Source organism: Enterobacter cloacae complex sp. ECC445 (genome assembly GCF_021892025.1).
GTDB classification, from domain to species: Bacteria; Pseudomonadota; Gammaproteobacteria; order Enterobacterales; family Enterobacteriaceae; genus Enterobacter; species Enterobacter chengduensis.
Genome location: NZ_JAKLRZ010000018.1, coordinates 71,412 through 91,065 on the forward strand (window position 1 = coordinate 71,412; position 19,654 = coordinate 91,065).

At 59.0% G+C, this 19,654-nt stretch carries 19 protein-coding genes; 2 read left to right on the top strand and 17 right to left on the bottom strand.

Going from position 1 to position 19,654, the window contains the following annotated elements; genetic code table 11:
- Positions 1–31: 31 nt before the first annotated feature.
- From purF to pdxB, 9 genes are all read right to left on the bottom strand, one after another.
- Entirely contained in the window at positions 32–1,549 is a 1,518-nt protein-coding gene (gene purF, locus L6R44_RS14920) for an amidophosphoribosyltransferase (protein ID WP_077064395.1), read from the bottom strand.
- Positions 1,550–1,582: 33 nt separating this feature from the next.
- Positions 1,583–2,071: a colicin V production protein gene (gene cvpA, locus L6R44_RS14925; RefSeq protein ID WP_000262116.1), complete on the bottom strand. Its 489-nt coding sequence runs from the start codon at positions 2,069–2,071 to the stop codon at positions 1,583–1,585.
- A 260-nt stretch (positions 2,072–2,331) separates the two neighbouring features.
- Complete coding sequence (dedD, locus tag L6R44_RS14930; protein WP_237424632.1) at positions 2,332–3,018, bottom strand: cell division protein DedD; 687 nt, start codon at positions 3,016–3,018, stop codon at positions 2,332–2,334.
- A complete protein-coding gene (gene folC / locus L6R44_RS14935; RefSeq protein ID WP_237424633.1) occupies positions 3,008–4,276 on the bottom strand; it encodes a bifunctional tetrahydrofolate synthase/dihydrofolate synthase in 1,269 nt (422 codons plus the stop codon). Before folC ends, dedD begins: the two co-directional genes overlap by 11 nt.
- A 70-nt stretch (positions 4,277–4,346) precedes the next feature.
- Positions 4,347–5,252, bottom strand: coding sequence for an acetyl-CoA carboxylase, carboxyltransferase subunit beta (accD, locus tag L6R44_RS14940; RefSeq protein ID WP_032642015.1), 906 nt, complete (start codon positions 5,250–5,252; stop codon positions 4,347–4,349).
- 154 nt (positions 5,253–5,406) lie between these two features.
- Positions 5,407–6,066: a DedA family protein gene (locus L6R44_RS14945; protein ID WP_237424634.1), complete on the bottom strand. Its 660-nt coding sequence runs from the start codon at positions 6,064–6,066 to the stop codon at positions 5,407–5,409.
- A 28-nt stretch (positions 6,067–6,094) separates the two neighbouring features.
- Positions 6,095–6,907, bottom strand: a complete 813-nt coding sequence (truA, locus tag L6R44_RS14950; RefSeq protein WP_032642017.1) for a tRNA pseudouridine(38-40) synthase TruA — start codon at positions 6,905–6,907, stop codon at positions 6,095–6,097.
- A complete protein-coding gene (locus tag L6R44_RS14955; protein WP_237424635.1) occupies positions 6,907–7,920 on the bottom strand; it encodes an aspartate-semialdehyde dehydrogenase in 1,014 nt (337 codons plus the stop codon). Before L6R44_RS14955 ends, truA begins: the two co-directional genes overlap by 1 nt.
- Before the next feature lie 67 nt (positions 7,921–7,987).
- Positions 7,988–9,124, bottom strand: coding sequence for a 4-phosphoerythronate dehydrogenase PdxB (gene pdxB / locus L6R44_RS14960; protein WP_237424636.1), 1,137 nt, complete (start codon positions 9,122–9,124; stop codon positions 7,988–7,990).
- A 113-nt stretch (positions 9,125–9,237) separates the two neighbouring features.
- Between pdxB and flk the strand changes: the two genes are divergently transcribed.
- On the top strand, positions 9,238–10,242 hold the full coding sequence (gene flk, locus L6R44_RS14965) for a flagella biosynthesis regulator Flk (protein ID WP_237424637.1): 1,005 nt from the start codon (positions 9,238–9,240) through the stop codon (positions 10,240–10,242).
- Between the two features lie 89 nt (positions 10,243–10,331).
- Here flk and L6R44_RS14970 read toward each other — a convergent pair whose 3' ends face one another.
- Together L6R44_RS14970 and fabB are read right to left on the bottom strand one after the other, a co-directional pair.
- Positions 10,332–11,510, bottom strand: coding sequence for an MFS transporter (locus L6R44_RS14970; RefSeq protein ID WP_237424638.1), 1,179 nt, complete (start codon positions 11,508–11,510; stop codon positions 10,332–10,334).
- A 68-nt stretch (positions 11,511–11,578) separates the two neighbouring features.
- A complete protein-coding gene (fabB, locus tag L6R44_RS14975; RefSeq protein ID WP_237424639.1) occupies positions 11,579–12,796 on the bottom strand; it encodes a beta-ketoacyl-ACP synthase I in 1,218 nt (405 codons plus the stop codon).
- Between the two features lie 158 nt (positions 12,797–12,954).
- On the opposite strand from fabB, the gene mnmC reads away from it, so the two are divergent.
- Positions 12,955–14,952, top strand: a complete 1,998-nt coding sequence (gene mnmC, locus L6R44_RS14980) for a bifunctional tRNA (5-methylaminomethyl-2-thiouridine)(34)-methyltransferase MnmD/FAD-dependent 5-carboxymethylaminomethyl-2-thiouridine(34) oxidoreductase MnmC (RefSeq protein WP_237424640.1) — start codon at positions 12,955–12,957, stop codon at positions 14,950–14,952.
- 97 nt (positions 14,953–15,049) lie between these two features.
- Here mnmC and L6R44_RS14985 read toward each other — a convergent pair whose 3' ends face one another.
- From L6R44_RS14985 to prmB, 6 genes are read right to left on the bottom strand one after another with little or no spacing between them, the layout of a single operon-like run.
- Entirely contained in the window at positions 15,050–15,325 is a 276-nt protein-coding gene (locus L6R44_RS14985) for a YfcL family protein (protein ID WP_237424641.1), read from the bottom strand.
- A 13-nt stretch (positions 15,326–15,338) separates the two neighbouring features.
- Positions 15,339–15,884 (bottom strand): elongation factor P hydroxylase, encoded by a 546-nt coding sequence (locus L6R44_RS14990; RefSeq protein ID WP_032642025.1) that lies wholly within the window; start codon positions 15,882–15,884, stop codon positions 15,339–15,341.
- Complete coding sequence (locus tag L6R44_RS14995) at positions 15,884–16,693, bottom strand: sulfite exporter TauE/SafE family protein (protein ID WP_008502609.1); 810 nt, start codon at positions 16,691–16,693, stop codon at positions 15,884–15,886. The genes L6R44_RS14990 and L6R44_RS14995 overlap by 1 nt, the downstream gene beginning before the upstream one ends.
- Positions 16,693–17,517, bottom strand: coding sequence for a penicillin-insensitive murein endopeptidase (gene mepA, locus L6R44_RS15000; RefSeq protein ID WP_237424642.1), 825 nt, complete (start codon positions 17,515–17,517; stop codon positions 16,693–16,695). The genes L6R44_RS14995 and mepA overlap by 1 nt, the downstream gene beginning before the upstream one ends.
- A 2-nt stretch (positions 17,518–17,519) precedes the next feature.
- On the bottom strand, positions 17,520–18,605 hold the full coding sequence (gene aroC, locus L6R44_RS15005) for a chorismate synthase (protein WP_237424643.1): 1,086 nt from the start codon (positions 18,603–18,605) through the stop codon (positions 17,520–17,522).
- Positions 18,606–18,665: 60 nt separating this feature from the next.
- Positions 18,666–19,598, bottom strand: coding sequence for a 50S ribosomal protein L3 N(5)-glutamine methyltransferase (gene prmB / locus L6R44_RS15010; protein ID WP_237424644.1), 933 nt, complete (start codon positions 19,596–19,598; stop codon positions 18,666–18,668).
- Positions 19,599–19,654: the final 56 nt, after the last annotated feature.

Consider the following 19,654-nt stretch of genomic DNA (forward strand, 5'->3'; position numbering starts at 1 on the left):
GCGAGGGCATACGCCCTCACCTGCAGGCGCATCAACCTTCGTTGTGCATCTCTAAGCTTTCGAGATCGTTTTGCAGCTGAACGGCTTTGGCGTCGTCATTGCGCAGCGAATCAAGATAGTCGAGGTACTGCTGGTCAACGTCTTTAGTCACGTAAATACCGTTGAACACGGAGCATTCAAACTGCTGAATTTCCGGATTCTCGGCGCGCACGGCGTCGATGAGATCGTTCAGATCCTGGAAAATCAGGCCGTCGGCACCGATGATCTGGCGAATTTCATCCACTTCACGACCGTGAGCGATCAGCTCGTTGGCGGTTGGCATATCGATACCGTACACGTTCGGGAAGCGAATTTCCGGCGCGGCAGAGGCCAGGTAAACTTTCTTCGCACCCGCTTCGCGCGCCATCTCGATAATCTGCTCAGAGGTGGTGCCGCGAACGATAGAGTCATCCACCAGCAGGACGTTCTTGTCGCGGAATTCCGCGCGGTTGGCGTTCAGCTTGCGGCGCACGGACTTACGGCGCAGGTGCTGGCCCGGCATGATAAAGGTGCGGCCAACGTAGCGGTTCTTCACGAAGCCCTGACGGTATGGCTTATCCAGAATGCGGGCAATCTCCAGGGCGATATCGCAGGAGGTTTCCGGGATAGGAATAACGACGTCGATGTCGAGATCGTCCCACTCACGGGCAATCTTCTCGCCCAGCTTCGTGCCCATGTTGACACGGGCACTGTAGACGGAGATCTTGTCGATGAAGGAATCCGGACGAGCAAAGTAAACGTATTCAAACAGGCACGGGTTGCTGACCGGGTTATCGGCACACTGGCGGGTAAACAGCTGGCCCTTCTCGGTAATGTAGACCGCTTCGCCCGGCGCAACGTCGCGCAGGAATTCGAAGCCCAGGGTATCCAGCGCCACGCTCTCAGAGGCAACCATATATTCAGTACGGCCATCGCCGAGGTCGCGTTTGCCGAGCACCAGTGGACGGATGCCGTTTGGATCGCGGAAGGCGACCATGCCGTGACCGATGATCATTGCCACGCAGGCGTACGCGCCGCGGATCTGACGGTTGGTCGCGGCAATGGCAGCAAAGATGTTTTCTGCTTCCAGCGGGTAGTGGCGGAAGTTATCCAGCTCGCTGGCGAACACATTGAGCAGGATTTCAGAATCAGAGGTGGTGTTAATGTGGCGACGTTTCTCTTCGAACAGCTTTTTACGCAGCTCGTGCGCGTTGGTCAGGTTGCCGTTATGAGCAAGGGTGATGCCATACGGTGAGTTGACGTAGAAAGGCTGTGCCTCAGAGGCGCTGGAACTGCCAGCAGTAGGATAACGAACGTGACCGATCCCCATATTACCTTGCAGACGCTGCATATGGCGGGCTTCAAACACATCGTTTACCAGGCCATTCGCCTTGCGTAAACGAAAGCAGTTGTTTGCATCAATGGTGATGATACCCGCAGCATCCTGCCCACGGTGCTGAAGCACCGTTAACGCGTCATAAATCGACTGGTTTACCGGCATGAAACCGGCGATACCGACAATACCGCACATTCGTCTTTTCCTCGTTAAGCCACATCTCAGGGTTTATGCCCTGGGCAAAAAACTCGACGAGCTTTGCAGATAGTCAAAGAACCATCTGATGATGAAGCTGAACTCAGGAATGAGCTGCGATTTCTGCCAGTCTTCGCTTTTGGAGAACCCGGTGAAGGTATCCAGGAAGAACAGGATCGCGGCCACAATCAGCACGCCTCGCAACGCCCCGAAACAGATCCCGAGCACCCTGTCCGTTCCTGACAGACCGGTTTTCTCGACCAGCTGACCTATCACGTAATTCACGATAGCGCCGACTATCAGCGTTGCGATAAACAGCACCGCGATAGCGATTCCATTTCGGACCAGTTCATCTTCAAAGCCCGTGAACCAGACAGACAGGTAAGTGTAGTAATGGCTGGCGACAAAGAAAGCACAACCCCAGGTCACCAGCGATAACGCTTCACGAACAAAGCCACGGATCAGGCTAACCAGACAGGAAAAACCAATCACCGCAATGATGGCGTAATCAATCCAGACCATATATGTCCCACGATTTAACGCCCTGTCATCCAGTTCGGGGCGAATTCTAACAGAAAAAGAAAACGTTTGCGTAGGGATTTCCTTCCCGCGCGTAAATAAAAAAGGCGCTGAAAAAATAATCAACGCCCCCGGTCGTTTTGACGTTTCTATGAACGTCTACTCCCCCTCACCCCGGCCCTCTCCCTCAAGGGAGAGGGAGAGGGAGCAAACCATCCCTTCGCCCCTCAGGGGAGAGGGTTAGGGTGAGGGGTGAGATCTTATCAGTTCGCGCTGTAGCCCATCACCACGCCGCTCAGGCCGGAGATCTCCTTCAGCTCACCAAGTGACCCTTTCAGCTTGTCTTTCGATGCTTCAGGCCCCACGAGAATACGGGTAATTTTACCCTGTACCGGCGTGGAAGGTGAAGTGTAAACACGGTATCCCGCACTGCGCAGTTTACTCACGACCTCGTTGACCTTATCGGCATTTTTCAGCGCGCCAAGCTGCACCACGTAGGCTTTTCCGGTCGGTGCCGCGTCTTGTTTTGCCGGCGGTGGGGTCTCTGACGCGGCAGCCAGCTGCTCTGCGGCTTTATCCCGCTGAGGTTTCGGCTGCGGCTTCTCAACCGGCTTCGGTTTTTCAACCGGTTTAGGCTGCTCGACCGGAACAGGATCGATATCGCTGCTGCTCGCGGCCGCCAGGCGAGACGGATCGAGCGACGGTGCGGCGGCATCGCCCGCGCGCACCTCCTCCGCCGCCCCTTCCGGTGGCTGAGCAGGCAGCGCCTGCGTTGCCGCGGGCAGCATGTCCGGCTCATCGCGGTCACCCGGTTTCGGCACCAGCGGAATCGCGGCAAACTCATCCTGATAATGCTTTTTCTGCCCGTCGAGCAGACCCGGGAGAATAATCACCCCGAGCGCGACCAGCACAATGGTTCCTGTTAAACGGTTCTGAAACTTACTCGCCACCGGTTCTCCCCGCATCCATCACTTCCATGACATGTGCCACCGTGTGGAATGAACCACACACCAGCACGGTATCTTCTGGTTTAGCATCCGCCATCGCGGCATGCCAGGCCTGCGCCACGCTACTGTAGATTCCGCCTTTGCCGAGATGTTCCATCAGCTGCTCGGCCGTCGCGCCGCGCGGCCCCTCCAGAGGAGCACAATACCAGCTATCGACCACGCTCTCCATGCAGGCCAACGTCCCGCCGATATCTTTATCATGAAGCATACCGATAACCGCCAGCACGCGCCCGGTTTTTGGTAACGATTTGAGACGTCCCGCGAGATACGCCGCCGCGTGCGGGTTATGCGCCACATCGAGAATCAGGCGCGGTGACTCGCTGACGATCTGGAAACGGCCGGGCAGAATAGCATTCTGAATGCCGTCGCGGATCGCCTGCTCGCTAACCGCGAGCCCGCTGGCGCGCAGTGCCGCCAGCGCGGTGGCCGCGTTCGGCTGTGGCACCTGCGGCAGCGGCAGGTTGTCGAGGGCGCCCTGCGCATCGCTAAAGCGCCAGCCGTTATCCTGAATCTCATACCGCCAGTCAGCGCCCCGGCGCAGCAGCTGCGCGCCCTTCTCGTTCGCCACGTCCGCGATGGTGTGCGGCATATCCGGCTCGCCCACCACGGCGGGTTTGTTTGCCCGGAAAACGCCGGCCTTCTCGCGGCCAATGCTTTCGCGATCGGGACCCAGCCAGTCGGTATGATCCAGCGCGATGCTGGTCACCACCGCCACGTCCGCATCCACGATATTGGTCGCATCAAGACGTCCGCCGAGACCAACCTCAAGGATCGCCACATCCAGCTGAGCCTGCCTGAACAGCCACAGGGCCGACAGGGTGCCGTATTCAAAATAGGTTAATGAGATCTCACCGCGTGCGGCTTCAATTTCCGCGAACGACGCCGTATGCGCGGATTCCGGCAGCTCGCGGTTCTGCACGCGCACCCGCTCGGTGTAGCGGACGAGATGTGGAGAGCTGTAAACGCCAACCCGGTAACCTGCCGCCATCAGGACGGATTCCAGCGTGCGGCAGGTCGTGCCTTTACCGTTGGTCCCCGCGACGGTGAACACGAAAGGCGCCGGTTTGAGCACATCAAGACGCGCCGCAACCTGGCTCACGCGCTCAAGCCCCATATCGATGGTTTTACTGTGCAGGTTTTCCAGATAAGAAAGCCACGCGGCCAGGGGCGACGTGGCTTGGGGAATGCTTTTATTTTCCATAATGCCCGGTTGTCATTAACAGATTAGAAAGCAAAAGGGCAGCGCCAACCGGCCCTGCCCTTTTCAGTTATCAGGCCTCGGGTTCCTGATCCGGTACCACCACGCCTTCGCGCGGCTCATCCGGGTTCGGCGCGGGTAGATTCATCAGCTTCGCCAGGATGCTCGCCAGCTTGAGGCGCATTTCCGGACGGCGGACGATCATGTCAATGGCGCCTTTCTCAATGAGGAACTCACTGCGCTGGAAGCCCGGCGGCAGCTTTTCACGAACGGTCTGCTCGATAACGCGAGGGCCGGCAAAGCCGATCAGCGCTTTTGGCTCAGCGATGTTCAGGTCGCCCAGCATCGCGAAACTCGCGGAGACGCCGCCCATGGTTGGGTCGGTCAGCACGGAGATGTACGGCAGACCGCGCTCCTGCATCTTCGCCAGCGCTGCAGAGGTTTTCGCCATCTGCATCAGCGACATCAGCGCTTCCTGCATACGCGCACCGCCGGAGGCAGAGAAGCAGATCAGCGGACAGTTGTCTTCCAGCGCCTGCTCAACGGCACGCACGAAGCGCGCACCGACCACGGAGCCCATTGAGCCGCCCATAAAGGAGAACTCAAACGCAGCGGCAACAACCGGCATCTCGTGCAGGGTGCCTTTCATGACGACCAGCGCGTCTTTCTCGCCGGTCTCTTTTTGTGCAGAGGCCAGACGATCTTTGTATTTTTTGGAATCGCGGAACTTCAGCACGTCTTTTGGCTCAAGCTCGCTGCCCAGCTCTACCAGAGAGCCTTCGTCCAGCAGGCTATGCAGGCGGTTGCGCGCCGACATACGCATATGGTGGTCACACTTCGGACACACCTCAAGGTTGCGTTCCAGCTCTGCGCGATACAGTACCTGACCGCAGCTGTCACACTTCGTCCATACCCCTTCAGGAATGCTCGCTTTGCGCGTTGGGGTAATGTTGCTTTTAATTCGTTCAATCCAGCTCATTGATAACCTTTCTGCCTGAACCTGGTCGTATGCCAGTTTTGCTATAAGAGGCGAATAATGCCATTTTTGCCTCCAACAGACCATGAATGTTGCACATTAAAACATAACAGCCCGAAACTTTGGATAAAAAAGTGGTCGAACCGCCAGCGTGCATTTACTTCGCTTGCTTAGCCGCCGCACGTTTGTGACGAATGATTTCGATAACGCCAGGCAGTACGGAAAGCACAATTATCGCTACAATCAGTAACTTAAGATTTTCCTGAACGATCGGAAGATCGCCAAACAGGTAGCCGGCATAGGTAAATAGCAGCACCCACAGCAGCGCCCCCACGACGTTATACATCGCAAAATGACGATAGGACATATGCCCCATTCCCGCCACAAACGGTGCAAATGTACGCACAATAGGCACAAAGCGCGCAAGGATAATGGTTTTTCCGCCATGGCGTTCATAAAACGCATGGGTTTTATCTAAATAGCTGCGACGGAAAATTTTCGAATCAGGATTGCTGAAAAGCCGCTCACCGAATACCCGGCCAATCGTATAGTTGACCGCATCACCGATAATCGCGGCAATGACCATCAGCACCACCATAAGATGCACGTTCAGATCGTTAGTCGGTAACGCCGATAACGCCCCGGCAACGAACAGCAGTGAATCCCCCGGCAGGAACGGGGTAACAACCAGCCCGGTTTCACAGAACAAAATGAGGAACAGAATGGCATAAACCCAGACGCCATACTGCGCGACCAGCTCCGCCAGGTGAACATCAATATGCAGGATGAAATCAATTAAAAAACGAATTACGTCCATATTGTCTAAGCCCTAATTGCACCTTTGTTTAGTCCGCTAAAAATAGCGGGCCCATTGGCGGTTTTGGCAGGTCAAACCGATCCGGATAGTCTACCGACACCAGATACAACCCTTCCGCTTTCGCCGTGGCTGCCGCCAGCGTTCTGTCCTTCGCTGCCAGCAGGTCTGCAATCCAGCTCTCCGGCTGGTGTCCGGCGCCCACTTCCATCAGGCTACCCACAATATTCCTAACCATATGATGTACAAAGGCATTGGCTTTGATATCCACCACCACATACGCGCCAAAACGGCTGACGTGAATGTGCATGACGTTACGCCACGGCGTGCGGGACTGACACTGCACCGCACGAAACGACGTAAAATCATTTTCACCAATCAGACACTGCGCCGCACGATGCATGCGTTCAGCGTCGAGCGGTTCATAAAAGTGCGTCACGCCCTGGCTTAACACCGCCGGACGCAGGCGCTGATTGTAGATGACGTAGCGATAACGGCGCGCCGTGGCGCTGAACCGCGCGTGAAAATCATCCGGCACAGCTTTCACCCAGCGCACCGCAATGTCACCAGGCAAATTCGCATTTACACCCAGCGTCCAGGCGGCGTCCTTGCGCACGGCGGTGGTTTCAAAGTGAACCACCTGCCCCGTGCCGTGAACGCCCGCGTCCGTACGTCCCGCGCACAGGACGTTAATCGGCTCGTTTGCCACCTGAGAGAGCGCTTTCTCCAGCTTTTCCTGGACGCTGCGCACCTCATTCTGACGCTGCCAGCCATAATATTTACTGCCGTCGTACTCGATGCCGAGGGCAATTCTATGGACCGGCTTTTGTTCCAGGTCTGACATCAGTACAGGTACTCCTGCACCAGTTTTTCAGCGATTTTGACCGCCATCAGCGCGCCGCCGAAGCGAACGTTGTCGGCAACCGACCAGAACTGAACCTGCTCAGGCATACCGTAGTCGTTACGCACGCAGCCAACGGAAAGATGCGCGCTGCCGGTGGCATCGCCCACCTGGGTCGGGAACTCGCTCTCTTCAGAGAGGACAATGTCCTCACCGCGGCCAAACGCATCGCGCGCTTCTTCCGCCGCCAGCGGACGCAGCGCCTCGAAGCCGACCATCTGCGCGTGGCCGTAGAAGACCGGGGACTGCACGACGCTTGCAGAGATCATCAGGCCATCGTCCTGCAAAATTTTACGCACTTCATCGACGATACGACGCTCTTCGCGCACGGAACCCTCGCGGTCCGGCAGCAGCGGCAGCATGTTGAACGCCAGCTGGCGGCCAAAGAAGTCATCTTCGTCAATCGGGATGCCGTTCAGCAGCTTCGCGCTCTGCCCGGCCAGCGCGTCGACGGCCTTTTTGCCGTTAGCAGAGGCGGACAGCAGGCTGGTGACGGTAATGCGCGAGAGGCCGCCGTCGTCGATCAGCGGTTTCAGGGCGGTCAGCAGCTGGCTGGTCAGGCTGTTCGGTACCGCAATGACGTTACGGTTGCGGTAGTCAGCCAGCACGAACGGGTTCACGTCCGGCACCACCAGCGGCACGTCCGGCTCCATGGTGAACAGGCCGCTCAGGTCGATCACCAGGCAGCCCGCGTTGGTCGCCTCTTCAACGTACGCGGCAGTGGCTTCAGCGCCCGCGGCGAAAAACGCCAGCTGCGCCTGGGTCCAGTCAAACTCTGCTGCATCCTGGACCATCACGGATTTACTGTTAAAACGCAGATGCTCACCCGCGCTATCGGTACGCGCCAGCGCATAGATATCGCCCACCGGGAACTGACGCTCGGCAAGGGTTTCGAGCAGGGCTTCGCCCACGGCACCCGTGGCACCTAAAATGGCAATGTTCCAGCCTTCAGACATGGTGGTTTACTCCAGAAATAAAAAAGCGTCCCTGTCGGAGTATCCAACAGGGAGCATTAAGAAGACATTAATGCGCCGGATGATGAACGGCGTTAAACCCCAGCTTGTGCAGCAGCGTCGCCGCCGACGCGTCGTCGCACATTACATACAGGGAAGACCACTCGCGGCGCTCAACATAGTTCTTGCGCAGCTTGTCAAATTCACCCGGGATCCCCGCCACTTTACGCAGCAGCGCATCATCGCGGCGCACATCATACACCAAATGCACCAGCCTTTTCAGCGTTGCCTGATCGAGCGGACCGTGCAGGGTAATGCGGCCAAACTCAGGCGCGGGGAGTAAGGTATCCAGCGCGACCTGCTGCGGATGGCCGATAAAAGCGCTGTAGGCTTCGAAGACCTGCGTCGTGCCGCGGGCTTTCCCTTCGAGGGTATAACCGGCGATATGGGCGGTGGCTACGTCCACCTTGTTAAGCAGCTCAACGTTGAGATCCGGCTCCGGCTCCCAGACGTCCAGCACCACGCTGAGGTCTTGTCCTTCGTTCAGACACGCCAGCAGCGCGGCGTTATCCACCACCGGCCCCCGGCAGGCATTTATCAGAATAGTGCCAGCCTTCAGACGGCGGATCAGCGCCGCGTCGGCCAGATGCAGCGACTTATACGGCCCCTCTTTAAACAGCGGCGTGTGGAAAGTCAGCACGTCGCACTCTTCAACCAGCTCGTCCAGCGAGCGGAAATCCCCGTCGTCGCCGTTGTCTTTGCGCGGCGGATCGCACAGCAGCGTGCGGATCCCTAACGCCTCAAGGCGCTTTTGCAGGCGGCCGCCGACGTTACCCACGCCAACAATCCCCACGGTGCGCTCTTTCAGCGCAAAACCGTCGCGCTCGGCCAGCATCAGCAGCGAGGAGAAAACGTATTCCACGACGGCAATCGCGTTACAGCCCGGCGCCGCGGAAAAACCAATCCCGGCCTGCGCCAGCCACCGATCGTCCACATGATCGGTCCCTGCCGTAGCGGTACCAACGAACTTAATCGCCTTACCGGCGAGCAATGCCTCATTTACTTTGGTCACCGAGCGCACCATCAGCGCGTCTGCGTCATCCAGTTCGTTGACCGGGATCGGGCGACCAGGGACAGCCTTAACGTTACCCAGGCGGCTAAACAGCTCGCGGGCATAAGGCATATTTTCATCAACGAGGATTTTCACGTCTGAGTACCTGTTTGAGAGGAAGAAAACCTGCCAAGTGTGCCATAATCTGGCCGCCAGGCATATACGTCTGCCAGGTTTACGCTGAGTTTTGACTTTAAGGATTTTTGACGATGCAGCCCATTTCAGGTACGCCGCCACGCCCTCCGGGTGAAGGCCCCGTCACGCCAAACGTTGCCGGTGAACAGCCGCTTTCCACGCAACAGCGCACCGTGCTGGAGCGACTGATCACGCGCCTGATTGCCCTGACTTCACAGCAAAACGCAGAGGTCTGGGCCGGGGTAAAGCATGATTTAGGCGTGAGAAACGACGCGCCGCTGCAGTCGCGCCATTTCCCTGCGGCCGAGCAAAACCTGAACCAGCGTATTACGACCGCTCAGCAAAACCACACCACGCGCCAGATTGTCGCTCAGCTGACGGAGCTGCTTGGCCAGGGTAATAACCGCCAGGCGGTGAGTGATTTTATCCGCCAGCAGTATGGTCAGACCGCCCTTGGCCAGCTGACGCCCAACCAGCTTAAAACCGTGCTGACGCTGCTGCAGAACAACGAGCTGTCGATTCCACAGCCTCAGGTGCGCCCGGCGACCGAGCGCCCGCTGCTGCCCGCCGAGCACAACACGCTCAAGCAGATGGTGACCAAGCTGGCCGCGGCTACCGGCGAGCCGACGAAGCTCATCTGGCAATCCATGCTGGAGCTGTCCGGCGTGAAGGCGGGCGAGCTGATCCCGGCCAAACAGTTTACCCATCTGGTGACCTGGCTTCAGGCGCGCCAGACGCTCAGCACCCAGAGCGCCCCTACCCTGCATACCGTGCAGGCCGCGCTGAAGCAGCCGCTTGAGCCGCACGAGTTCGAGGTGATTCGGGATTACGCCCAGCAAAACTGGCAGGCCACGCCGCAGACGGTGCTGACCACCGCCCAGGTGCAGGATTTGCTCAACCAAATCTTCGTACGGCGCGCCGAACGTGAGGGCGGCGTGCCCGAGGTAAGAAACGTTCAGCCGATCTACAGCCCGCTGTTTGCGCCGGTCGCCGAGACGTTCAGAACGCTCTCTGCGCGTCCGGGACTGATGTTTATTGCACTGCTTGTTGCGCTGGCGATTTTCTGGCTGGTTGCCTGAGGATTTGCCCGGTGGCGCTGCGCTTACCGGGCCTACAACGGCTCGAACCGTAGGCCGGGCAAGGCGCAGCCGCCCCCGGCAACAACGGCTCACGTTCTGCGAAACGCCACCAGCGTCACCACAATCCCCACGACCGCTGAAATCGCACCGGCCAGGAAGACGGACGGATAGCCAAACGAGGTGGCTAACACCCCGGCCAGCGGGCCGGTGACGCCGTACGAGATATCCTGAAACGCCGCATAGCCGCCGAGCGCCGTCCCGCGCACCTGCGGGGCAACGCGCTTCACGACTTCCACACCCAGCGCCGGGAAAATCAGCGAGCAGCCGCAGCCGGTGAGCGCGGCACCCAGCAGCGCAACGGAGGCAACCGGCGCTTGCCACAGCAGCAGCAGGCCCACGGTCTCAATCATCAGGGATGCCACCGCCACCTTCACGCCGCCAAAGCGATCCGGCATCCAGCCGAACAGCACGCGCATCAGCACAAACGCGCCGCCAAATGCGGTCAGCGTAAAACCGGCCATCGCCCAGCCGCGGCTCATGAAATAGAGCGAGACGAAGGTGCCAATGACCGCAAACCCCACGCCCTGCAGCGCCAGGCCAAGGCCCGGCTGCCAGATTTGACCAACCACGCTCCACAGGGAAGGACGCTCCCCTTTGTGCGCGGGCACCTTACGCACCGAGCCGTTAAACGCCCACGCTACCAGCGGCAGCACCATGGTCGTTGCCGCCAGGGCCGCAAATCCAAACTGGATGTTGATGAGCAGTCCAAGCGGTGCGCCGGCGGCCAGCGCGCCGTAGATGGCCATGCCGTTCCAGGACATGACCTTGCCGGAACGCGCAGGCCCCACCAGCCCCATTCCCCAGGTCAGGGTGCCGGTCAGCAGCTGGCTTTCGCCGAAGCCAAGGATTAAGCGGCCCAGCACCAGCAGCGCAAATTTATAGGCGGCGTCGAGCGGCAAAAGGGCCGCCAGCAGCCACGCCCCGCCCGCCAGCCCACAGGCAAACATCCCCTGTATCGCCGAGCGTTTAGCACCGTGCTGATCTGCCAGCCGTCCGGCGTATCCGCGGGTTAATACCGTGGCTAAAAACTGAATGCCCACCGCAATGCCGACCATGGTGTTGCCATAGCCTAGCTCCTGATGGACGAACAGCGGGATCACCGGCAGCGGCAAACCTACGGTCATGTAGGTCAGGAATACCGCAAAGGCGATACGGAAAAGGGATAGGTTACCGGAAGGGATACGTTTATCCGGGATAGCGGCCGTCATGCATAACTCCGTGTTGAGGCATAAAAAAAGGGAACCTTCCGGTTCCCTTATACTATACATTCAAACGCTTATGCTTTCAGCTTACGCATAACCAGCGTGGCGTTGGTGCCACCGAAGCCGAAGCTGTTTGACATGACGGTGGTCAGCGTCGCGTCCATTGGTTTGGTCACGATGTTCAGGCCAGCAGCCTGCTCGTCCATCTCGTCAATGTTGATGCTTGGCGCGATAAAGCCGTTTTCCAGCATCAGCAGAGAGTAGATCGCTTCCTGCACGCCAGCCGCACCCAGAGAGTGACCGGTCATGGCTTTGGTTGCGGAAATCGCCGGGCTGTTGTCGCCGAAGACTTCGCGGATCGCACCCAGCTCCTTCACGTCGCCTACCGGAGTAGACGTGCCGTGGGAGTTCAGGTAGTCGATTGGGGTATCAATGCCGTGCATCGCCATCTTCATGCAGCGCACCGCGCCTTCGCCGGATGGCGCAACCATGTCGGCGCCGTCAGACGTTGCACCGTAGCCCACGATCTCAGCGTAGATGTGCGCGCCGCGCGCCAGGGCATGCTCCAGCTCTTCAACCACAACCATACCGCCGCCGCCGGCGATAACGAAACCGTCGCGGTGCGCATCATAGGTACGGGAGGCTTTGTCCGGGGTTTCGTTGTACTTGGTGGACAGTGCGCCCATCGCGTCGAATTCACAGGCCATTTCCCAGCCCAGCTCTTCGCCGCCGCCAGCAAATACGATGTCCTGTTTACCCAGCTGGATCTGCTCAACCGCGTTACCGATGCAGTGCGCGGAAGTCGCACACGCGGAGCTGATGGAGTAGTTCACACCGTGGATTTTGAATGGGGTTGCCAGGCACGCGGAAACCGCAGAACCCATGGCTTTGGTAACCACGTACGGACCTACCGCTTTCAGACCACGCGGGCTACGCATTGCGTCAGCGCCGAATACCTGCGCTTTTGACGAGCCGCCGGAACCGGCGATCAGACCCACGCGCGGGTTGTTCTGATAAACCTCTTCACTCAGGCCGGAATCTTTGATCGCTTCCTGCATGGAGAGATAAGCGTAAATAGAGGCATCGTTCATGAAACGAACCACTTTGCGGTCAATCAAACCGGTGGTGTCCAGTTTGACGTTACCCCATACGTGGCTGCGCATACCTGAATCTTTAAACTCTTCAGAGAAAGTGATCCCGGAGCGTCCTTCACGCAGAGATGCCAGGACTTCCTGCTGGTTATTACCGATGCTGGAAACAATGCCCAGGCCAGTAATCACTGCACGTTTCATTCAATACCTCTGTAAGTCGCACTATAGTAAGTTTCGAGTCGCACAATAGCGTACACTTGTACGCCGAACAAGTCCGATCAGACATTTTCTGCGGAAATTTGCACCGATGGACTCACATCGTTAAGATCGTGCCACTGCCTGTCAGACGAGTAACTTACGTGAAACAAAACGCTATACAACCCGCCAACCTCGAATTCAACGCTGAGGGTACACCTGTTTCCCGAGATTTTGATGACGTCTATTTTTCTAATGATAACGGACTCGAAGAAACTCGCTATGTTTTCCTCGATGGAAACCAGCTCAGCACCCGCTTCCCGGCGCACCCGCGCAGCCTGTTTGTGGTCGCGGAAAGTGGATTCGGCACCGGGCTGAATTTTTTAACCCTCTGGCAGGCGTTTAATCAGTTCCACGCTGCTCACCCTGAGGCTACGCTACAAAGATTACATTTCATCAGTTTCGAAAAATTCCCGCTTACCGCGCACGATCTGCGGCTTGCCCACCAGCGCTGGCCTGAGCTTGCGCCCTGGGCGGAGCAGCTTCAGGCGCAGTGGCCGCCACACATCGGCGGCTGCCATCGTCTGATTCTGGACGGCGGGCGCGTGACGCTGGACTTATGGCTTGGCGACATCAATGACCTGACCGATACGCTCGATGATTCGATGAATCAGACGGTGGACGCGTGGTTCCTTGACGGCTTTGCCCCCGCGAAGAACCCGGACATGTGGAGCCAGCATCTGTTTAGCGCGATGGCGCGACTGGCGCGCCCCGGCGCAACGCTTGCCACCTTCACCTCGGCAGGATTTGTTCGCCGTGGCTTGCAGGAAGCGGGCTTTACCATGCAGAAGACCAAGGGCTTTGGCCGCAAGCGCGACATGCTGGTCGGCAGGATGGAACAGACGCTGGACGTTCCCGCTCAGTCCCCCTGGTTTGCTCGCCGCGCCAGCGCAGCCCGCGAGGTGGCAATCGTCGGTGGAGGCATCGCCAGCGCCCTGCTCTCCCTCGCGCTTCTCCAGCGTGGCTGGCAGGTCACGCTCTACTGTGCTGACGATGCGCCAGCAAGCGGCGCGTCCGGCAACCGTCAGGGGGCGCTCTATCCGCTTTTAAGCGCGCACGACCCGGCCCTGTTCCGGTTTTTCCCTGCGGCGTTTACCTTCGCCCGTCGCCTGTATGACGCGCTCCCGGTGGCGTTCGACCATAGCTGGTGCGGCGTCACGCAGCTCGGCTGGGATGAAAAGAGCCAGCAAAAAATCACGCAGATGCTGTCGCTGGGCCTGCCCGAAGAGATCGCCCGCGCGGTAAGCGCGCAGGAGGTGAAAGACACCGCTGGCGTGGAAACCGGGTGTGGGGGCATACAGTATCCGCTCGGCGGCTGGCTGTGCCCGGCTGAACTGACCGCGGCGGTCATTGCCCTGGCGCAGTCGCGCGGGCTGACGGTGCGGTATGGCCACAAGGTTGAATCACTGTCCCGAACAGAACGCTGGCACCTGCGTTTTGCTGATGGCAAGGAGGCAAACCATGCCAGCGTCGTGTTGGCAAACGGGCATCACATCAGCCAGTTTGCCCAGACAGCGACGTTGCCGGTGTATCCGGTTGGCGGCCAGGTGAGCCATATCCCGACCACGCCTGAGCTCGGCCAGCTGCGTCAGGTGCTGTGCTATGACGGCTATCTGACGCCGCAAAACCCGTCTAACGGCCATCACTGCATCGGGGCAAGCTACCATCGCGGCGAGGCGGAAATGCGCTACAGCGAGGGGGATCAGACGCAAAACCGTCAGCGCCTGATTGACTGCTTCCCGGACGCGGCGTGGGCGCAAGAGGTTGACGTCAGCGCGGGTGACGCGCGCTGCGGCGTGCGCTGCGCCACCCGCGATCACCTGCCGATGATGGGAAACGTGCCGGACTACGAGGCAACGCTTGAGGTCTATGAGGATCTTGCTGATAACCGGGATAAAGCGGTCAGCGCGCCGGTCTATCCGGAGCTGTATATGCTGGGCGGCCTGGGCTCCCGCGGGCTGTGCTCTGCGCCGCTGCTGGCCGAAGCGTTAGCCGCGCAAATGAGCAACGAGCCGTTACCGCTGGACAGGGTTACGCTTGCGGGACTGAATCCCAATCGATTGTGGGTGCGGAAACTGCTGAAGGGGAAGACGGTTAAATAGGGTGCGGTCTGGTCCCCTCACCCAAACCCTCTCCCACAGGGAGAGGGGATATTCGTAGACCCGATAAGCGCAGCGCCACCGGGCGAAATATGATGACCTAGCGTTTAGCCTGCTCGAACAAATTGTCCCACATGCCCAGCACCAGAGTCTGGTCGCGCGGAGAGAGTTCCCCGGCCAGAATGGCTTTCTCCAGACTGCGGGTCACTTCCTCATGAACGGCGTCGGCAGAGTGATCGTCACCCGCTTCCAGCTCGGCTACCGCGAGCGTCAGGTGACCACGCAGATAACCGCTGGCGAACAGCTCATCATCACTGGCGTGTTCCACCATGTCATCAATTAACGCCAGAATGCGTGCTTCAAATTCTGCGATCATCTTCTTTCCTCTGTTAAAGATCTTCCGGCCACGGGAAGCATTCCGCCGTGATTTCCGGCGTGTGGTAATAATTCTGTAAGGCCTTGATAAAGCGCGCCGGGCGTTCCGGGATGCCCTTATCAAGATATTCCATCACCTGCGCGTGCACGCGGCGCTGGAAGACGATACGGTCTGGCTCGAAGTCGCCCTCGAGGTTGTCGCAGCTGACGTTAAACGGATACCCCGCCGCCACGCAGAACAGCCAGTCAAACGCCTGGGGCTTCACCTCAACGTCCTCAAACTGCCCCTGGGTCGCGGCGTCGCGCCCGTCCGGGCAGTACCAGTAGCCGAAGTCCACAAGCTCACGACGCGCTTTCCCGGCGATGCACCAGTGCGAAATCTCGTGAAGCGCGCTGGCATAAAAGCCGTGGGCAAAGACGATGCGGTTGTACGGAACCTCTGCATCAGCAGGAAGATAGATCGGTTCGTCGTCGCCTTTAATCAGACGGGTATTAAAATCGTCAGCAAAACAGCCGTCGAAAATCTCAATCAGCTGTTCGTATTTATGCGTACTGTTCATTAGTGCATCCCCAACCAGGTGAGGATCTCCTGTCCATGGCTGTCATAAAGAAGTTTGGCGCTCATTACGGCCGAGACGATAACGATCATCGGTCGAATCAGTTTTTGCCCTTTGCTTAATACCAGGCGCGAGCCCGCGCGCGCGCCGAGAAACTGCCCTGCCATCATCACAAACCCGGTTGCCCAGATGACCTTGCCGCCAATGATAAACAGCAGCAGGCCGCCGACGTTCGAGGTCGCGTTGAGCACTTTGGCATGGGCGGTGGATTTGGCGAGGTTAAACCCGGCCAGCGTCACAAACGCCAGCGCGTAAAACGAGCCGGCCCCCGGGCCGAAGAAACCGTCGTAAAAACCGACGCAGCCCCCGGCAATTAGGGCAAACGGCAGGCCGTGCAGGCGACGCTGCCGGTCTTCCTCACCGAGCTTTGGCATCAGCAGGAAGTAAAGCCCGATGCAGATGACCAGAACCGGCAGGATCTGGCGTAAAATATCCGACTGCACATGCTGAACCAGCAGCGCGCCCGACGTGGAGCCGATAAAGGTCATCAGGATGTTAAGCTTCTGGTCGGCCAGGCTCACCACCTTGCGGCGGATAAAATAGAGCGACGCCGAGAGCGAGCCGCCGCAGGCCTGCAGCTTGTTGGTGGCCAGCGCCTGCGCCGGGCTCATGCCCGCCGCCAGCAGCGCGGGGACGGTTAACAACCCGCCGCCGCCCGCAAGAGCATCGATAAAACCGGCCAGCATCGCCACAAAGAACAGCACCACCAGCAGCAGCGGTGACACCATAAACAGATCGACGAAATTATCCATTAAAGTACATGCTCATCCAGTAGCGCCTGGCAGGAAGGCGGCAGCGGAGGCGGTGTCTTCTTCTCAGGCTTAGAGGTTCCAGGTTTTGCCGGTTCAAACCAGCTTTGCAGTTCTGCCCCACAGCCATCGCCTGGCGGTGGTAGCGGCTGATCTTCACATTCCAGGCTGTTCGCCGGGCAGCGCAGGCGAACGTGCATGTGCGCACGATGCTGGAACCACGGACGCACCTTGCGCAACCAGTCGCGATCGGTTCCGGCATCCAGGCAGAGCTGCTGCTTGATGGCCGGGTTAACAAAAATTCGCGTAACGTCGTTATCTTCCGCCGCCAGCTTGATCATGCTGGATATGTCCCGCGTCCACAGGGACGGCACCACGCGCTTGCCGTCGCTCGCCACCAGATCCAGCGCCTGCGGCTTCAGCAGTTGGGCGGAGCTCCAGCGCGTCTTCGGCAGCTGCAGGAAGATATCGACATCCAGTCCGGTCTGGTGGCTGGCGTGCCCGCCGTTGAAGCGCCCGCCGGCAGGCATGCCCATGTCGCCAATCAGCATCGTCCCCAGCCCCAGGTTGTGCACCTGATTTCCCAGTCGCTGGATGAACAATACCAGGTCAGGGTGGCCGAAATAACGGCGCTGGTCGGTACGCATCACCTGATAGGTATCCGACTGCAGCGGAAGCTCCTGCGCGCCGACGATACAGCCGTTCGAAAAGGCGCCGATAGACTGCGCGCTTCCCGCGACCGGATGGGTGATTTTTTGCCATGGCGTCGCGGCCAGACTGGCTCCACTGGCGAGCAGCGCCAGCAGAGCAATTGCGGTTTTTTTCATGTTTACCAGCGTGGAATGGTGGTCGTCACATCCGCATTCTGCGCGCGCTGGCGCAGGAAGTGATCCATCAGCACGATCGCCAGCATCGCTTCTGCGATCGGCACCGCGCGGATCCCCACGCACGGATCGTGACGTCCTTTGGTGATCATCTCAACTTCTTCGCCATCGCGGTTAATCGTTTGGCCCGGCACGGTGATGCTGGAGGTTGGCTTGAGCGCGATGTTGGCAATAATCTGCTGCCCGCTGCTGATACCGCCCAGAATGCCGCCCGCGTGGTTGCTCTGGAAGCCCGCCTTCGTGATTTCGTCTCGGTTCTGGCTGCCGCGAAGCCCAACCACGTCGAAGCCGTCGCCAATCTCTACGCCCTTCACCGCGTTGATGCTCATCAGCGCGTGGGCGATGTCGGCGTCGAGACGGTCAAACACCGGCTCGCCCCAGCCCGCCGGGACGCCGTCCGCCACCACGGTGACTTTCGCCCCAATGGAGTCGCCCTCTTTTTTCAGGCCGCGCATCAGTTCGTCCAGCGCCTCAAGCTTGTCGGCATCGGCGCAGAAGAACGGGTTTTGCTCAACCAGGTCCCAGTCTTTGATCGCCAGCGGAATGTCGCCCATCTGGGTCAGACAGCCGCGAATAACGATGCCAAATTTCTGCTGCAGGTATTTCTTAGCAATGGCGCCCGCCGCGACGCGCATCGCGGTTTCACGCGCGGAAGAACGTCCGCCGCCGCGATAGTCGCGGAAGCCGTACTTTTGCTCGTAGGTGTAGTCGGCGTGGCCCGGACGGAAGACGTCTTTGATGGCGCCGTAGTCCTGGGAGCGCTGGTCGGTGTTTTCGATCAGCAAGCCAATGCTGGTCCCGGTGGTGCGGCCTTCAAAGACCCCGGAGAGAATTTTGACCTGGTCCGGCTCGCGACGCTGCGTGGTGTAGCGAGAGGTGCCCGGGCGACGACGGTCAAGGTCGTGCTGTAAATCGGCTTCGGTCAGCTCGATGCCTGGCGGTACGCCATCAACGATACAGCCCAGCGCCAGCCCGTGCGACTCGCCGAAGGTGGTCACGCGGAATACCTGTCCAATACTGTTTCCTGCCATCACGGCTCCGATGTTGTTGTTTGTGTTTGAGCGTTGTGAAACGGGCCGAAGCCCGCTGGATTAATCTTTATAGATGCTGAAGTGTTCGCGCGCGTCGAGCAGCTGCGTTTTGGTCAGCATAAAGACGCCGTCACCGCCGTTGTCGAACTCAAGCCAGGTGAACGGCACATCCGGGTACTGCTCTATCAGATGTACCATGCTGTTGCCCACTTCACAAATCAGAACGCCGTCGTCGGTCAGATAATCCGGCGCGCAGGCCAGGATGCGGCGGGTCAGCTTCAGGCCGTCAGATCCTGACGCCAGACCCAGCTCCGGCTCATGTCGATATTCGTTCGGCAGATCCGACATATCTTCCGCATCGACGTACGGCGGGTTGGTGACGATCAGATCGTACTGCAGCGTCGGCAGGTCGCGGAACAGGTCAGAGCGAATTGGCGTGACGTGGTGGATCAGGCCGTGCTCTTCAATGTTGTGCTCGGTGACCGCCAGCGCGTCGGTGGAGATATCGACGGCGTCCACTTCCGCTTCCGGGAAGGCGTACGCGCAGGCGATAGCGATACAGCCGCTGCCGGTACACATATCCAGAATGTGCTGCGGCTGATGGCCGATAAGGCCTTCAAAGTGGTTGTTGATCAGCTCCCCAATCGGCGAGCGCGGCACCAGCACGCGTTCGTCAACATAGAACTCGTGGCCGCAGAACCAGGCTTTGTTGGTCAGGTAGGCGACCGGAATGCGTTCGTTCACGCGGCGGATCACGCGCTCAACGATGCGGTGTTTTTCGCTGGAGGTCAGGCGCGCGGTGCGCATGTCTTCCGGAATATCCAGCGGCAGATAGAGGGACGGCAGCACCAGCTGCACGGCCTCATCCCACGGGTTGTCGGTACCGTGGCCGTACCAGATATTGGCAGCGCTGAAGCGGCTAACCGACCAGCGCAACATGTCCTGTATGGTATGCAGCTCGTTTACTGCTTCATCGACAAAAATTTTATCCACTCTTTCCTCCAGGGCATGCTCGCATAATTTTCGGCGGCTAGTTTGCCATGAAGACG

Bases quoted from the DNA above. Each gene is read 5' to 3' on its own strand.
- truA (WP_032642017.1), bottom strand. From the start codon at position 6,907: ATGTCAGACCTGGAACAAAAGCCGGTCCATAGAATTGCCCTCGGCATC.
- L6R44_RS14945 (WP_237424634.1), bottom strand. From the start codon at position 6,066: ATGGACGTAATTCGTTTTTTAATTGATTTCATCCTGCATATTGATGTT.
- flk (WP_237424637.1), top strand. From the start codon at position 9,238: ATGCAGCCCATTTCAGGTACGCCGCCACGCCCTCCGGGTGAAGGCCCC.
- mepA (WP_237424642.1), bottom strand. From the start codon at position 17,517: ATGAAAAAAACCGCAATTGCTCTGCTGGCGCTGCTCGCCAGTGGAGCC.
- L6R44_RS14970 (WP_237424638.1), bottom strand. From the start codon at position 11,510: ATGACGGCCGCTATCCCGGATAAACGTATCCCTTCCGGTAACCTATCC.
- fabB (WP_237424639.1), bottom strand. From the start codon at position 12,796: ATGAAACGTGCAGTGATTACTGGCCTGGGCATTGTTTCCAGCATCGGT.
- aroC (WP_237424643.1), bottom strand. From the start codon at position 18,605: ATGGCAGGAAACAGTATTGGACAGGTATTCCGCGTGACCACCTTCGGC.
- purF (WP_077064395.1), bottom strand. From the start codon at position 1,549: ATGTGCGGTATTGTCGGTATCGCCGGTTTCATGCCGGTAAACCAGTCG.
- cvpA (WP_000262116.1), bottom strand. From the start codon at position 2,071: ATGGTCTGGATTGATTACGCCATCATTGCGGTGATTGGTTTTTCCTGT.
- accD (WP_032642015.1), bottom strand. From the start codon at position 5,252: ATGAGCTGGATTGAACGAATTAAAAGCAACATTACCCCAACGCGCAAA.
- L6R44_RS14990 (WP_032642025.1), bottom strand. From the start codon at position 15,884: ATGAACAGTACGCATAAATACGAACAGCTGATTGAGATTTTCGACGGC.
- L6R44_RS14955 (WP_237424635.1), bottom strand. From the start codon at position 7,920: ATGTCTGAAGGCTGGAACATTGCCATTTTAGGTGCCACGGGTGCCGTG.
- L6R44_RS14985 (WP_237424641.1), bottom strand. From the start codon at position 15,325: ATGATCGCAGAATTTGAAGCACGCATTCTGGCGTTAATTGATGACATG.
- folC (WP_237424633.1), bottom strand. From the start codon at position 4,276: ATGGAAAATAAAAGCATTCCCCAAGCCACGTCGCCCCTGGCCGCGTGG.
- L6R44_RS14995 (WP_008502609.1), bottom strand. From the start codon at position 16,693: ATGGATAATTTCGTCGATCTGTTTATGGTGTCACCGCTGCTGCTGGTG.